The organism is Bacillus coahuilensis m4-4 (assembly GCF_000171615.1).
GTDB classification, from domain to species: Bacteria; Bacillota; Bacilli; order Bacillales; family Bacillaceae_K; genus Bacillus_T; species Bacillus_T coahuilensis.
In genome coordinates this window covers 92258-108135 of sequence record NZ_ABFU01000042.1, presented here as the reverse complement: position 1 = coordinate 108135, position 15878 = coordinate 92258, and the positions used below count along the sequence as shown (strand labels likewise).

The following is a 15878-nucleotide window of genomic DNA, read 5'->3' as shown; positions in this document are numbered from 1 at the left end:
AGAACTGGCTCCTATCATAGGAACCATTTCTCTGCCACTTCTTCTATTACATTTTTCCTCCAAGCGTCATGTAACCAGCATGACATGCATATAGCATTTTACTTTAATATAGTAAACTATTTTACTCATACATCGTAAAAAAGTGATGCCATTATGCATCTACTTTTTTTATTTACTTGTAATAATTGGTCTACGGCTTCTCTCACATTCGTTGTACCTTCCTTTACTTGTTCTTTCATTAAAGGAAGTAACGTCTGAACTTGTTGCTTTTGATAAAATTGGTCTAGTATTTCTTCTTCTAAACTTGAACGAAGCCATTCCAGTCTCTGATTTGTTCTTCTTTGAATAAATTGTCCGGACTCTTTTGTTGTTTGGATAAATGCTTGGATGGTTGTCCAAACTTCCTCTAACCCTATTTTGTAGTGGAAGAAAGTGGATAGGCCTTCGTCGTCCAGCCTGGTGTGGACGGCTGTAAGAAATGAAGTAGTTGATTTAATTCACTCACAGTCTTATTTGCTTTACCGACGTTATCACCATCTGCTTTATGAACAAAGAGTCCATCAGCGAGCTCCATAATCCCTTTTTTCATCCCTTGAAGTTCATCACCTGCACCCGTTAAGGTTAAAAGCATAAAATAATCTACCATTTCACGGACAACATACTCACTTTGACCTACTCCTACGGTTTCTACAAGCACGATGTCATATCCAGCCGCTTCACAGAGTAACATCGTTTCTCTTGTTTTCCTGTGAACACCGCCAAGTGTACCCGCTGTAGGAGAAGGCCGTATAAACGCAAGGTCATTTCGTGCAAGAGATTCCATTCTTGTTTTATCACCAAGAATACTTCCACCTGAAAGACTAGATGACGGATCAATAGCAAGAACAGCGACGTGTAGTCCTTGATCACAAAGCATGCTTCCAAAGCTTTCAATAAACGTACTTTTCCCTACTCCTGGAACGCCTGTAATTCCAACACGAATGCTCGTCTTCCTTGTTATAGAAGACAGTTTCTTCAACAGTTCTTTTGCTAAGATTTGATGATGCTTGGCCTGACTTTCAATGATCGTAATTCCTTTTGCCAGCCACTTTCGTTCGCCCCTTACGATTCCACTCACCATTTCATCTAGGTTAAGAGACTCATCTTCTGCACGTTTAAATCGCTTATTTTTCACGAATATCTTCCTCATACCCTAATCTAATAAAGATTTCCTCCAGAACTTTTGCCGCTGCGACAGGAATGACAGTACCAGGACCAAAGATTGCAGACGCCCCGTTGTTTAAAAGGAAATCATAATCTTTATACGGTATAACGCCCCCTATCACAACGATAATATCTTTTCTCCCTAGTGCTTCCAATTCATTCATTAATGCAGGAAGAAGCGTCTTATGTCCCGCTGCAAGTGAACTCACGCCAATCGCATGAACATCATTTTCAACCGCTTGTCTGGCTGTTTCTTGCGGTGTTTGAAATAATGGACCAATATCTACATCAAAACCCAGGTCTGCAAATGCTGTGGCAATAATTTTGGCTCCGCGGTCATGACCGTCTTGACCCATCTTCGCAATGAGAATGCGGGGTCTACGACCTTCACTTTCTAGGAACTCTTGAGAGAGAGCTTTAACCGTTTCAATCTCTTCTTCATTTGCATAATTAGACTGATACACTCCGCTTACAGATCGAATAAGAGCTTTGTGCCGACCACAAACTTGTTCGATGGCTCCAGATATTTCACCTAATGTCGCCCGAGATCTTGCCGCTTCAACAGTACGTTCTAGTAAATTACCTTCACCTTTTTTTGCCGAATCAGTTAATGCCTCTAACGCTGCCTTTACGTTTTCATCGTTACGATGTTCCTTTACGAGGGCAATCCGTTCTAACTGCTTTTTACGCACTTCTGTATTATCAATATCCAATACATCAAGGGGATCTTCTTTTTCTAAGCGATTCATATTCACTCCAACAATCTTTTCCATACCTGAATCAATCATGGCTTGGCGTTTGGCGGCCGCCTCTTCTATTTTCATTTTCGGGAGTCCAGTCTCGATTGCTTTGGTCATTCCTCCTAGCTCTTCTATCTCTTCAATATGTTCCCACGCCTTTTTCATCAGTTCATCTGTTAAGCTTTCCACATAATAAGAGCCACCCCATGGGTCAATAATGTCTGTAATGCCCGTTTCTTCTTGAAGGAATAACTGAGTATTTCGAGCTATTCTCGCTGAGAAATCTGTTGGTAAAGCGATGGCCTCATCTAGGGCGTTTGTATGAAGAGACTGTGTATGTCCCATGACAGCTGCGTGTGCTTCCATTAACGTACGCACTACATTGTTGAATGGATCTTGTTCCGTTAAGCTCCAACCTGATGTCTGGGAATGAGTGCGTAAAGCAAGGGATTTAGGGTTCTTAGGATGGAACTGGGACATTAATTCTGCCCACATTCTTCTTCCAGCTCTAAGCTTTGCCACTTCTTTAAAATAATCCATACCAATTCCCCAAAAGAATGATAGCCTCGGGGCAAACGCATCAATATCAATGCCAGCTGCTAATCCCGTACGTACATATTCGAGTCCATCTGCTAACGTATAGCCGAGCTCTAAATCTGCTGGAGCCCCTGCCTCTTGCATATGATATCCTGAAATACTGATCGAATTAAATTTCGGCATGTTTTTAGCTGTATATTCGAATATATCAGAAATAATTTTCATACTCATTTGTGGTGGATAGATATACGTGTTTCGGACCATATATTCTTTTAAAATATCATTTTGAATCGTACCTGAAAGCAGGTGCTGCTCAACCCCTTGTTCTTCCGCTGCTACGATAAAAAAAGCAAGCACCGGAAGAACTGCTCCGTTCATCGTCATGGATACACTCATTTGATCGAGAGGAATCTCATTGAATAGGATCTTCATATCTTCCACAGAATCAATCGCAACGCCCGCTTTACCTACATCCCCAACTACCCTCTCGTGATCGGAATCATATCCTCTATGAGTCGCTAAATCAAACGCAACCGATAATCCTTTTTGACCCATTTTTAAATTTCGCTTGTAAAAGGCGTTACTCTCTTCTGCTGTAGAGAAGCCGGCATATTGTCTAATTGTCCAAGGTCTCGTTGTGTACATAGTTGGGTATGGTCCTCTAGTATAAGGCTGCATACCTGGGAAGTCTCCTAAATGAGTAACAGATTCCAATTGTTTTTTGTAAAGAGAGAATCTCTTGATTCCTCTAGCTCTTTTTGAGTACTATATTCAGGTACTATTCTATCAAATTCGGCTTACTCACGAATCAACCCCTCCACTCTACTTACTATGGTACTAATTTTTTCTGGAATATCCTGACCTTTAATGATAAATCCATCTACATCAAATTGATCGGTTCCAGCTATATCTAATACGAACGATCTCGATTTAAATTTCTGTATAATTTCAGGAACCAACTGGTTATAGCTATCTTCTGTTCCGCACAAACAATAATAAGCATGATTGGTAGTGTTTATAAATGTTTCTACATCGTGGGCTGTTACACATTCTTCGCTCCAAATGGTTTCAATCCCTCCAGCCGCTAATACACCTGAAACATAATCTGCACGAGGCTTATATTCTTTTAGCTTTCCAAGTCCAATTACCCCTGCAGTAAATGACTGTTTAGGCAGGTCTTCAAATAATACGGGTAATCTTAACTGTGATAATGGGAGGATCTCCTCTCCCGTTAATCTATCGCCTATTGAATGCATCCCCTGCTTTTCTAGTTCTTCCTTTTGTCTTATATCTACATAGACATTCGTACCAATAAGAGAACACTCGCGAGTTTGAACCGAATGTTTCAATGCTTCTAGCTCAACTTTAAGTTCCCTTTGGATTTTTCCTGTTTTCATTAACTGGAGGATTCCACCTTCTCTTTGCTGCTCTTGAAACTTACCCCATGACTCTTTGATAAAATCATGTGTTATCGTCTCCACTGAGTAGGATCCCCCAGCAGGATCGATGACTCTATGTAATTGACTTTCTTCTTTTAATAAGGCATGTATATTATGTGCAATTCGATTAGCTAGATGTGATGTATTAAAGGGACAAATACATAAATAATCTATCCCTCCTACGACACCTGCAAAAGCTGCTTCAGCATGCCTTAATATATTTACATGGGAATCAATTTGGGAATGAGTGAGACAAGAAGTAGAGGCACTAATGACCATTTGAGTCTTATCTTCTTCTATGCCATATGCTTTTAGTAATGTCGTCCACACGCCTCTTGCTGCTCTGACTTTACTAATTTGAATGAAAAATTTTGAATCAATCGGCATCATAACAACCAATTTACTCATCGTTTTTTCAGGTGTCCAACCTATCTCTTTCCCCAACTCAATATATTCAACAGCAAGACTAAGCATACAGGCTAGCTCCATGAATGGATTTGCACCTGCCATATGATACGGGGTCAAATGGATTCCAATGGTTTTTAAGTTTGGTACTATTTGATCTAACCGTTCAAGACAATCTAACCAACTCTTTTTTCTTTATCGGACCACAATTTTCCTGTCGACACCATCTCAGTAATAGGGTCTGACTGGAATACTCCCCTCGTAGTAGATGGAAACGTTAATTCTTTCGCTAATTCAGATTGCTCGTTTGTCGATAAAGAAAAATGAATAGGTGTATGTATCTCATTTAATGCCGTTTGAATAATAGCGATTGGAAATTTCTTTTATTTCTTGACTGGTAAGAGACAAGCTATCCTGATTTTCTCGTGCTTTTCTTGAAAGATCAGATGGATTCACGTTAATCCAATTATTAGAGGATTTAGTAAAGCCTCTTGTGCTTAGTCCCTGACCTGGGAGTTCATCTACAGGAATATTCTCTATATCTTCTTGTGTGTATAGTGGTTTCGTCGAGTAGGTAGTGTGAATGCGTTTATTTAAAACATCACTTGATTTCCCTTTTAATGTTGTATCAACTAACGTTAACCATTCTTCTTTGGTTCTCTGCTCCATACGATTTGAACGAATCATCTTACCTATTCCCCCTTTATTTGTAATCGTTTTCAACCATCCCTACTATTATTTTAGTCTATTTAGAATTTTCGTGAAAGAGTTTTCCTCTTTCTATCATCTGTATTGCGAACAAAATAAAAAACATTCATTTTTGTGAATGTTTTTCAAGGACTTTACATTATACTGTTTAGTAGATGAATTCTTGTGCTTGTAAATAGAGGAACTAATTTATCATGGGGTATAAAGCTTTTATGTGTCAAAAAATGTTATTATACCGACTATTGCGATCAAAGTAGAACCAATGGAAAAAAGTAAGTCCCTCCGTTCTTTCTTCCTGAGCCAATTCGTATCAATATCCTTTTCTAAGATTAACCTTAAATCGTCTATAAATTCTACATACGTACCTTTGTCCGATCTATCCTTATAATACAGTTCCACATCTTTATGTTCTCCTCGTGCAGCATAATTTTTTATCTTAATGTGAATCTGTTCCCTGTTAAGCAATAAAGTGTAATTATCCCCGCTGTCTTCATAGTTCATTTGGAGATCATACCCTCGTTTTTCTTTCCACTTATGAATAGCTCTTAAAACGTTTTCTTTCGTTGTGCCTTTAACCTTTACTTTCTTTCCTCTTAAGAAAATTTGGCAAACCAACGTACTAAAAACAACGAGTAGAAGCATACCGATAAATTCCTTTGGTGCACCAAATAGTGTAGGTATAAAAGTTAGAGGAACATAATAAATGGTATCCATGGGGTCAGATTTTATCACACCACTTTGATCACTCTCTTTTATATAGTTATACACCTCATAGAGTGTTACTAAAAATAGCATAGTGACAAAAATTATAAATTCCTGTTCAAAAATATCCATGTTTTCACACTTTCATTTTTCTTCTTATTTTACCAATCTAGTAAAGATTTTTACACCTTATTAGGAATTTTTTTGACAATGATATGGTTTTCATGTAGTATAAATACGAACATTATTTATAAGCATAACTTTATTATTCGTTTTTAGGGGGATCCACCATGGAAAATGTATTTGATTATGAAGATATTCAACTAATCCCGGCAAAGTGCGTAGTTAACAGCCGTTCTGAATGTGATACGAAAATAACTCTTGGAAAGCATACGTTTAAGCTTCCAGTGGTACCTGCAAATATGCAAACCATTATGGATGAAAAAATTGCTCTCTATCTTGCTGAAAATGGATATTTCTATATCATGCATCGTTTTGAACCAGAAAAAAGAATCCACTTTATTAAAGAAATGAACAAGCGTAAGCTGTACTCCTCTATTAGTGTAGGAGTAAAAGAGGATGAATATGAGTTTGTCAAACAGTTAGCGAACGAAGGATTAACACCTGACTATATTACGATTGATATTGCTCATGGTCACTCTAACGCAGTGATTTCGATGATTCAACATATTAAAAAGTACTTACCTGAAAGCTTTGTGATTGCAGGAAATGTCGGAACACCCGAAGCGGTTCGTGAATTAGAGCACGCTGGAGCAGATGCAACAAAGGTTGGAATTGGACCTGGTAAAGTGTGTATTACAAAAATTAAAACGGGATTTGGAACAGGTGGATGGCAGCTAGCTGCCTTACGATGGTGTGCAAAAGCTGCAAGTAAACCAATTATTGCAGACGGTGGAATTCGTACACACGGTGATATTGCAAAATCAATCCGGTTCGGCGCTTCCATGGTGATGATTGGTTCTTTATTTGCTGGCCACGAAGAATCTCCAGGAGTTACAGTTGAACAAGACGGAAAGATGTACAAAGAATATTTTGGGTCAGCATCTGAATTCCAAAAAGGTGAAAAGAAAAACGTTGAAGGAAAAAAATGTTCGTTGAATACAAAGGACCACTTCAAGATACGTTAACCGAAATGGAACAAGACCTACAATCGTCTATCTCTTATGCTGGTGGTACAAATCTTGATGCCATTCGTCACGTAGATTATGTTGTAGTAAAGAACTCTATTTTTAATGGGGATAAAGTGTATTAACTACGTGAATTAAAAGCTGTAACAGGTTCTCTGTTATGGCTTTTTAGTCTGCATGAATTTTTGAATAGCAACCTGTTAGGCATATCACCTTAATTATGCTATATTCAACTATATAAAAAAATTGACCCCTACCCCACTTTAGAATGAAAAGGGTACGATGTTAGGAGTGTGGATAGTGAAGACATTTAATATTCCAGTAGAAGCAGCACTTGAAGTGATTGGTGGTAAGTGGAAAGTTGTGATTCTTTGTCACTTAATTGACCACGGGACCTTACGCACTAGTGAATTAAAACGAAGAATGCCGAACATTACTCAAAAGATGTTGACTCAGCAGTTACGAGAATTAGAAACAGACGGTGTACTTAGACGTATTGTGTATAATCAAGTTCCTCCTAAAGTTGAATATGAATTAACTGACTACGGAAACTCCTTAAACCCAGCCCTTAAGATGCTTTGCTCTTGGGGAGAACAACATATCGAAAAATCGGTTTCTGAAGGAGAAGAGGTAAGCTTACTTTCTGTGAAAGACTAAACACGATTAAATTGATTATCGGGTGAAATATGGGACATGTGTCTATTCCAATTCATCTCTTGTTAACATATTTTAGTTTATAAGAGGTGAATTTTTATGGTAAATTATCCAAAGTGGAATGAAGTTTCTTATGCAGGAGAAAATGCACCGCCAAAGAACGTGGAAACACCCTATGCTGAATCATGGAATATGTATTATTATACACATATTGGTGTAGGGTATGTTGAAGATGGGAATTATTGGAATCAATTATTTATTGGAAAGTAAAGGGGAATAGACAAAATGCAGAAGCGATTAGCTTCTGCATTTTACTGTGATGATTAATAGACAGATGTATTTTCCTTAGAAATGTTTTCTAAGATTTCTTTTACACGTTGTAAGAACTTACCGCAAATTAAGCCGTCAAGAACACGGTGATCAAGAGACAAGCATAAGTTCACCATATCTCTAACACCAATCATGCCATTTGGCATGACAACTGGACGTTTAACAATCGATTCGATTTGAACGATCGCTGCCTGAGGATGATTGATAATTCCCATCGATTGAACAGAACCGAACGAACCCGTATTGTTCACTGTGAACGTTCCACCCTGCATATCTTCGCCTGTAAGTTTTCCACTACGTACCTTAGTAGCAAGCTCTGCAATTTCACGGCCGATTCCTTTGATGGTCTTTTCGTCTGCATGCTTGATAACAGGCACAAACAGACTATCTTCTGTTGCCACTGCAATAGAAATATTGATGTCTTTCTTTTGAATGATCTTATCTCCAGCCCACATGCTGTTGATTTGAGGATATTCTTTAAGGGCTTGAGCAATGGCTTTTACAAAGAATGCAAAGTACGTTAAGTTAAACCCTTCTCGCTGTTTGAACTCTCCTTTTATGCTGTCACGGTACTCCACTAAGCTTGTAACATCCACTTCCATCATCATCCATGCATGAGGAGCCTCATGTTTGCTCTTCAACATATTTGCCGCAATGGCTTTACGTACTCCAGATACAGGAATTTCAATATCTCCTGCAGCTACAGGAATGGTAGTTGAAGCAGCTTTTGGAGCTTTTATATGAGAAGCTTCTGTCTGAACTGCTTGAATAGGCTCTGGTTTAACCTCTTCAACTTGAACGTCTCCTGCTTTCGGTATCGTTCCGGCTTCAATTAATTTTTGAAGGTCTTTTCTTGTAATACGGCCGTCTTTACCAGATCCCTCTACTTGATTTAGATCAATATCATGTTCATTTGCCATTGTTAATACGGCTGGGGAGAAACGCGCTTTTCCTTTTTCTCTTTTGACAGGAGCAGAGCTAGCCTTTTTCTCTTCTGAGCTTTGGTTAGCAGTAGCCTCCTCCTTCATAGGCTCTTTCTGACTACTTGTAGAAGCGGCTGATCCGCCTTCCGTTTCAATAGAGCAAATTACTTCTCCAACAGCAAGAGTATCCCCTTCGCCTGCCACTAGTTCTTTAATCGTACCAGTGAATGATGATGGAACTTCAGCATTTACTTTGTCTGTCATCACTTCTGCGATGGGATCATATTTATTCACTTTATCTCCAGGTGATACTAACCACTTGCTAATCGTACCTTCAGTCACACTTTCCCCCAGCTGAGGCATCGTCATTTTTTCTAAAGCCACACTATTTCCTCCTTTACGTCTACTTAAAATTCCGCCAGTTCACGCATTGCTTTTTCAATTTTATCTGGGTTTACCATAAAATATTTTCCATTGTTGGTGCATAAGGCATGGCAGGTACATCAGGTCCTGCTAAACGTTTAACAGGCGCATCTAGATCAAACAGACAGTTTTCTGCGATAATCGCCGCTACCTCGCCAATGATACTTCCTTCTTTGTTATCTTCCGTAACAAGTAATACTTTTCCTGTTTTAGAAGCTGCCTCAATAATAGCTTCCTTATCTAATGGATAAATCGTACGTAAATCTAGGATGTGTGCTTCAATCCCGTCTTGTGCTAAGCGCTCTGCAGCTTGTAATGCAAAGTGAACACATAGTCCGTACGTAATAACTGTTATATCATCACCCTCACGCTTCACATCAGCTTTTCCAATTGGAAGAGTGTAATCTTCTTCTGGAACTTCGCCTTTAATCAGGCGGTACGCACGTTTATGTTCAAAGAATAATACCGGATCCTCATCGCGAATGGCGGCTTTTAATAACCCTTTTACATCATAAGGAGTAGATGGCATAACAATTTTTAATCCTGGTTGATTCGCAAAAACGGCTTCAACAGATTGAGAGTGATATAAAGCACCGTGAACCCCTCCGCCGTAAGGAGCACGAATAACCATTGGACAGCTCCAGTCGTTATTAGAACGATAACGAATACGTGCAGCTTCTGAAATAATTTGGTTTACAGCTGGCATAATAAAATCAGCGAATTGCATTTCTGCAATAGGACGCATCCCATACATTGCCGCTCCGATTCCTACTCCAGCAATGGCAGACTCAGCAAGAGGTGTGTCGATCACGCGTTCTTCACCAAATTGATCATATAGTCCATGTGTGGCTTTAAACACCCCACCTTTTTCCCTACATCTTCTCCAAGTACGAATACTTTTGGATCTCTTTCCATTTCTTCACGAATGGCTAATGTAACTGCATCAATATAACTCATAACTGCCATGATTGATCTCCTCCTTACTGCTCTTCTGCGTATACGTATTTTAATGCACTTTCAGCGTCTGCATAAGGTGCATTTTCTGCATAATCTGTCGCTTCGTTCACTTGCTTCATGATTCGGTCATTGATTTCCTTTTCAAGGGCATCGTCCATTATGCCAACTTCTTTTAAATACGCACCAAATGTAATAATTGGATCATTTGTTTTTGGCTTTTGCCACTTCATCAGGAGAACGATATGTACGATCATCATCATCTGAGGAATGTGGAGTCAGTCGGTAGGATACCGTCTCAATTAATGTTGGACCTTCTCCTCTACGCCCTCTATCTGCTGCTTCTTTTACAGCTTTATATACTTCTAGAGGATCGTTACCGTCAACCGTGATTCCAGGCATTCCGTAACCAATGGCACGGTCAGAAACTTTTTCACATGCTAATTGCTTTTCAATTGGTACACTTATGGCATATTTGTTGTTTTCACACATAAAAATAACTGGTAATTTATGAACTCCCGCAAAGTTTGCTCCTTCATGGAAATCACCTTGGTTCGATGAACCTTCACCGAATGTTACGAACGTGACTAAATCTTTTTTCTCCATTTTTCCAGCAAGTGCAATCCCTACTGCGTGAGGTACTTGAGTCGTTACAGGTGAAGATCCTGTCACGATATTATTTTTCTTTTGTCCAAAGTGCCCTGGCATTTGTCGTCCTCCAGAGTTTGGATCTTCTTTCTTAGCAAAACCAGAAAGCATTAATTCCGTAGGAGTCATGCCAAAGTGAAGAACTACACCCATATCACGATAATAAGGGAGTGCATAGTCTTTCTTAGGATCTAATGCGAAAGACGCGCCTACCTGAGCTGCTTCTTGACCTTGACAAGAAATAACGAATGGAATTTTTCCCGAACGGTTTAGTAACCACATACGCTCATCAAGACGACGAGCCATGAGCATTGTTTCATACATTTGTACCACTTGATCATCAGATAAGCCTAATGCTTTGTGACGATTTTCTGCCATTTTGAAAAACCTCCTAAAATTCTTATCTATACGAATGAATTATGAATGAATTGCTTTTCCATCAACAGCTAGCGCTGCTTCTCCAATTGCTTCTGATAGAGATGGATGAGGATGAATGGTATGACCCACTTCCCAAGGTGTAGCGTCAAGTACGCGGGCAAGGCCAGCTTCAGAGATCATATCCGTAACATGGGGACCAATCATATGGACACCTAGAATATCATTCGTTTCTTTATCGGCAATGATTTTTACAAAACCATCTTTTCACCATAGACTAATGCTTTACCTATGGCACGGAATGAAAACTTCCCTACTTTTACATCGAAGCCTTTTTCTTTTGCTTCATTTTCTGTATACCCAACGCTAGCAATTTCAGGAGAGCTGTAAATGCATTTGGATACTAATGAGTAGTCAATTGGAGATGAGGTTTCACCTGCGATATGCTCAACCGCTAAGATTCCTTCATGAGACGCTACATGTGCAAGCTGTAGACCTCCTATAACGTCACCTATTGCATATATATGTGATTCTTTTGTTTGACCAAAAGCATTCGCTTGAATAAAGCCTTTTTCCACTACTATATCCGTATTTTCAAGACCGATTCCTTCTGTATTTGCTTGACGGCCTACAGATACAATTAGTTTTTCAGCAGAGAACTCTTTTGTTTCCCCTTTATGCTCAGCGGAAATGGTAATCCCTTCACCCTTTTGAAGAGTTTCAGGAAGTACTTTAGCACCTGTCACAATTTTAACGTCCTTTTTTCTTCATCAAACGTTCCATTTCTTTAGATATTTCATGATCCTCTGTTGGAACGATACGATCTGTGTATTCAACAACGGTTACGTCTACATCAAAATCACTTAACATAGAAGCCCACTCGATGCCAATAACTCCTCCACCTACTATGACAACTGACTTTGGAAGTTCTTCTAATTCTAAAAGTTCGTCAGATGAAAGCACAAATTCCCCGTCAATATCTAAACCTGGTAGGGTTCTTGGACGTGAACCAGTTGCGATCACGACATTTTTTGGAATAAGCATTTCATTTTCTTCCCCACTGTTTAACTCAACAGAGATAGTTCCTGGCATTGGAGAAAAAATAGAAGGTCCTAGAATTCGTCCTATTCCTTCAAACACATCAATCTTTCCTTGTTTCATAAGATGTTTGACACCCTTATGTAACTGTTCTACGATCTGTTCTTTACGCTCCTGAACTTTCGTAAAGTTTAAAGATACACCGTTAACTTCTACACCAAACTCGTCACTTTTCTTTGCAGTGGCATAGACTTCAGCACTTCTTAGTAGAGCTTTACTAGGAATACACCCTTTATGTAAGCATGTACCACCTAATTTTCCTTTTCAACGATTGCCGTTTTTAACCCTAATTGAGAGGAACGAATGGCTGCTACATATCCACCAGTTCCGCCACCTAAAATGACTACATCATACTCTGTTGCCATATGTTTCTCCTCCGTTCTAAACGTTTAATCCTGTCTTTACCTGATTTGGATATACTTTTGCTTTTTCTTCTCCAGTTAATACACGAAGTGCGCCTTCCGCTAACGCTTGAAGTTCATTTTCTCCAGGTTTAACCATAACATCCGCAATCCAACTAACTTGTTGAACGATTGTTGAAACAAAGTCCTTCCCATATGCAAGACCACCAGTAAGAATAATTGCATCTACTTGACCTTGTAATACGGCACTAGCGCTTCCAATTTCCTTCGCTACTTGATAAGCCATAGCATCGTATACTAGCTTTGCTTTTTCATCGCCTTTTTCTATTCTCTTTTCGACTTGAATCGCATCATTCGTTCCTAAATATCCAACAAGTCCGCCTTGACCTACTAGCTTTTTCATGATTTCCTCACGGTAAAAATCCCCAGAAAAACAAAGGTCTACTAAATCACCAGCTGGAACAGTACCTGCACGTTCAGGGCTGAATGGACCATCCCCGTGAAGACCATTATTTACATCAATTACTTTTCCACCCTTATGAGCACCTACTGTTATACCACCGCCCATATGAGTCACAATGAGATTTAATTCTTCGTACGATTTATTCAGTTCTTTCGCTACACGCCTTGCTACAGCCTTTTGATTTAACGCATGGAAGATACTTTTTCTTTCAATTAAGGAAAATCCAGACACCCTAGCAACATCTGATAATTCATCTACTACAACAGGATCTACAATAAATGAAGGGATATTAAGTGCACCAGCAATTTCATTTGCAATAATTCCACCTAGATTGGAAGCATGTTGCCCTGAATACCCTTTTCTAAGATCTTGAAGCATTTGTTCATTTACTTCGTATGTTCCACCCTCAATTGGACGTAGTAGTCCACCACGGCCACACACAGCACTTAGCTTCGAAACATTGATTCCCTCTTCATCTAATGCATGTAAAATCGTTGTTTTTCTGAATTCATATTGATCAATAATAGATGGATACTGATTAATCTCATCTGAGTCATGACGTAGCGTTTTTTCAAATACCACATCATCGTTATCAAAGACGCCAATTTTTGTTGAAGTTGAACCTGGATTAATGACTAATATTCTAAATTGTTCTTGCATTTTTTGTAAGACCTCCGTGTATTGCTAAATTGCAAAGGGGAAACGCTTTGCGCACAAAATAGAACACAAAGCGTTTCATTCATTATCTGTAGCTTAAAATATGCTTTCCATTTTGAAGGAATTGACTACGGGAACGTCTCATTCTTTCAATTCGTTCTTCTGCCATCCGATCGGCCGCTACATACGTCGCAATTCCATCTCGCTTAGAAATATTAAATACTTTTCAACATTATTATAAATAAGTTCTACTTTCTTCATCGCACGTTCAGCATTATAACCGTATAATTCATCTGCTACGTTTATAACACCACCTGCATTAATAACATAGTCAGGAGCATACGAAATACCTAATTCATGAATAAGGTCACCATGTCGAGTTTCTTTTAATTGATTGTTTGCAGCACCAGCAATAACCTTCGCTTTAATTTGAGGAATGGTCTCGTCATTAATGACAGCACCTAATGCACATGGAGCAAAAATATCACAATCAACATTATAGATTTCTTCAGGATTTACAGCTTTTGCACCAAATTCTTCTACAGCACGTTGCACAGCTTCTTTGTTGATATCTGTAACAATTAACTTCGCACCTTCTTCATGTAAATGACGGCAAAGGTTAAATGCCACATTTCCAACACCTTGAACCGCAACGGTTAAACCTTCTAACGAATCATGTCCGAATGCATTTTTCGCAGCTGCTTTCATTCCAACATATACACCGTAAGCTGTAACAGGAGAAGGATTTCCAGAAGAACCAAACGCAGGAGAAATACCTGTTACGTATGAAGTTTCTTCATGAATTAAATCCATATCTGCCACTGTTGTTCCTACATCCTCAGCTGTGATATAACGACCATTTAAACCTTGAATGTAACGACCGAATGCACGGAACATTTCTTCATTTTTATCTTTACGAGGATCTCCGATAATAACCGTTTTCCCCCCACCTAGGTTAAGACCAGCTGCTGCATTTTTATACGTCATACCACGAGAAAGTCGAAGAGCATCTTCAATTGCTGCTTCTTCAGAATCATATGTCCACATACGGGTTCCACCTAATGCAGGTCCTAAAGTTGTATCATGTATCGCAATAATTGCTTTCAATCCTGATTGTTCGTCTTGACAAAATAGTAATTGCTCGTAATCATATTGTTCCATGTAAGAAAAGATTTTCATTAGTGTTTCCTCCCCAAAATGTTGTTTATTTTGCTGAACAAATTGCTAGTGCCATTGAATATAATTTACTTTCTGCACTGTCTGCTCTAGAAGTTAGCACGATGGGTGCTTTAGCTCCAGCAATAACAGCACCTACTTTAGCATTTGCAAAGTACACAAGTGATTTATATAGAATATTTCCAGTTTCAATTGTTGGAACAAGCAAGATATCTGCTTGACCAGCTACTTCACCTGATATTCCCTTATGCTTTGCAGCTTCCATATTAACTGCGTTATCTAAAGCGAGTGGACCATCAACGATACAGTTAGGTATTTGTCCCTTCTATTCATAGCCGTTAAGCTAGCCGCATCAATTGTTGCTTCCATATTAGGATTAACCACTTCAACAGCACTTAATGGCGCCACCTTTGGTAGTTCGATTCCAATTGACCTAGCAACAGATACAGAGTTTTGAATAATTTGTGCCTTCTCTTGAAGAGTTGGTGCAATATTCATAGCAGCATCTGTAACAATGGTGAATCGATCATATCCTGGGATTTCAAACACGGCCACATGCGATAAAACTGCACCTGTTCTTAATCCAAATTCTTTATTTAACACAGCCTTTAATATAGTCGCTGTAGGTACATTCCCTTTCATTAACGCATTTGCTTCATTCTCTCGAACGGCTTTAACCGCTTGTTCGGCAGCTGCCTTAGGAGAACTGGCATGCTTAATTCGAACTTTTTCATGTTTTCTTAGCTCGGGTGCATATTGTTCAATAGCAGTATCTAACTCATCCTTGTGCCCAAAAAGAATGAATTCCCCTAATTCAAGCTGGAGTGCCATTGATACAGCTTCTAAAACTTCTTTATCAGAAGCTTCTGCCACAGCAATGGTGGATGTATCTTTTTCTTTTGCCATCGTAATTAGTGCAGATAATTTCATCGT

Annotated in this window: 8 protein-coding genes and 8 pseudogenes; 3 read left to right on the top strand and 13 right to left on the bottom strand. The window is 39.1% G+C overall.

The genetic code is table 11. The features are described 5' to 3' along the window. Window positions 1-125 precede the first annotated feature (125 nt). From M44_RS29005 to M44_RS11080, 6 genes and pseudogenes are all read right to left on the bottom strand, one after another. Window positions 126-377, bottom strand: coding sequence for a hypothetical protein (locus M44_RS29005; protein ID WP_272941195.1), 252 nt, complete (start codon window positions 375-377; stop codon window positions 126-128). Window positions 378-412: 35 nt separating this feature from the next. Then, window positions 413-1174 carry a methylmalonyl Co-A mutase-associated GTPase MeaB gene (gene meaB / locus M44_RS22495; RefSeq protein WP_010173599.1) on the bottom strand — a complete coding sequence of 254 codons (762 nt, stop codon included), beginning with the start codon at window positions 1172-1174 and terminating at the stop codon, window positions 413-415. Next, a pseudogene (gene scpA / locus M44_RS22490) lies at window positions 1164-3173 on the bottom strand (methylmalonyl-CoA mutase); the annotation flags it as partial. The pseudogene scpA and the gene meaB, both read right to left, overlap by 11 nt. 104 nt (window positions 3174-3277) lie before the next feature. Continuing rightward, window positions 3278-4489 (bottom strand): annotated as a pseudogene (locus M44_RS29945) (methylmalonyl-CoA mutase family protein); the annotation flags it as partial. A 177-nt stretch (window positions 4490-4666) separates the two neighbouring features. Further along, window positions 4667-5047: a hypothetical protein gene (locus M44_RS11085; RefSeq protein WP_237705266.1), complete on the bottom strand. Its 381-nt coding sequence runs from the start codon at window positions 5045-5047 to the stop codon at window positions 4667-4669. Between the two features lie 195 nt (window positions 5048-5242). After that, the gene (locus tag M44_RS11080) at window positions 5243-5866 is read right to left on the bottom strand and encodes a hypothetical protein (protein WP_010173592.1); all 624 of its coding nucleotides are present in this window, start codon (window positions 5864-5866) and stop codon (window positions 5243-5245) included. Between the two features lie 158 nt (window positions 5867-6024). Between M44_RS11080 and guaC the strand changes: the two are divergent. The 3 genes and pseudogenes from guaC to M44_RS27005 all read left to right on the top strand — a co-directional run bounded on the left by guaC (window position 6025) and on the right by M44_RS27005 (window position 7806). Continuing rightward, window positions 6025-7007: pseudogene (gene guaC, locus M44_RS22485) on the top strand (GMP reductase). A gap of 157 nt (window positions 7008-7164) precedes the next feature. Beyond that, complete coding sequence (locus M44_RS11070) at window positions 7165-7539, top strand: winged helix-turn-helix transcriptional regulator (protein ID WP_162013665.1); 375 nt, start codon at window positions 7165-7167, stop codon at window positions 7537-7539. 96 nt (window positions 7540-7635) lie between these two features. Then, on the top strand, window positions 7636-7806 hold the full coding sequence (locus M44_RS27005) for a hypothetical protein (RefSeq protein WP_010173589.1): 171 nt from the start codon (window positions 7636-7638) through the stop codon (window positions 7804-7806). A 53-nt stretch (window positions 7807-7859) separates the two neighbouring features. Here the strand turns inward: M44_RS27005 and M44_RS11060 are convergent, their stop codons facing one another. From M44_RS11060 to yqiS, 7 genes and pseudogenes are all read right to left on the bottom strand, one after another. Further along, the gene (locus M44_RS11060) at window positions 7860-9173 is read right to left on the bottom strand and encodes a dihydrolipoamide acetyltransferase family protein (RefSeq protein WP_010173587.1); all 1314 of its coding nucleotides are present in this window, start codon (window positions 9171-9173) and stop codon (window positions 7860-7862) included. Window positions 9174-9196: 23 nt separating this feature from the next. Beyond that, window positions 9197-10178, bottom strand: a pseudogene (locus tag M44_RS22480) (alpha-ketoacid dehydrogenase subunit beta). Between the two features lie 14 nt (window positions 10179-10192). Then, window positions 10193-11192, bottom strand: a pseudogene (locus M44_RS22475) (thiamine pyrophosphate-dependent dehydrogenase E1 component subunit alpha). A gap of 39 nt (window positions 11193-11231) precedes the next feature. Continuing rightward, window positions 11232-12652: pseudogene (lpdA, locus tag M44_RS22470) on the bottom strand (dihydrolipoyl dehydrogenase). 16 nt (window positions 12653-12668) lie between these two features. Then, window positions 12669-13772: a butyrate kinase gene (gene buk / locus M44_RS11025; protein WP_010173582.1), complete on the bottom strand. Its 1104-nt coding sequence runs from the start codon at window positions 13770-13772 to the stop codon at window positions 12669-12671. 82 nt (window positions 13773-13854) lie between these two features. Then, window positions 13855-14948, bottom strand: a pseudogene (gene bcd / locus M44_RS22465) (branched-chain amino acid dehydrogenase). Window positions 14949-14973: 25 nt separating this feature from the next. Continuing rightward, a pseudogene (gene yqiS / locus M44_RS22460) lies at window positions 14974-15875 on the bottom strand (phosphate butyryltransferase). Between the last annotated feature and the right edge of the window lie 3 nt (window positions 15876-15878).

What these genes read in the sequence shown, in the direction of transcription:
- M44_RS11080 (WP_010173592.1), bottom strand. Translation starts at nt 5,866, where the DNA reads ATGGATATTTTTGAACAGGAATTTATAATTTTTGTCACTATGCTATTT.
- M44_RS11070 (WP_162013665.1), top strand. Translation starts at nt 7,165, where the DNA reads ATGTTAGGAGTGTGGATAGTGAAGACATTTAATATTCCAGTAGAAGCA.
- M44_RS27005 (WP_010173589.1), top strand. Translation starts at nt 7,636, where the DNA reads ATGGTAAATTATCCAAAGTGGAATGAAGTTTCTTATGCAGGAGAAAAT.
- buk (WP_010173582.1), bottom strand. Translation starts at nt 13,772, where the DNA reads ATGCAAGAACAATTTAGAATATTAGTCATTAATCCAGGTTCAACTTCA.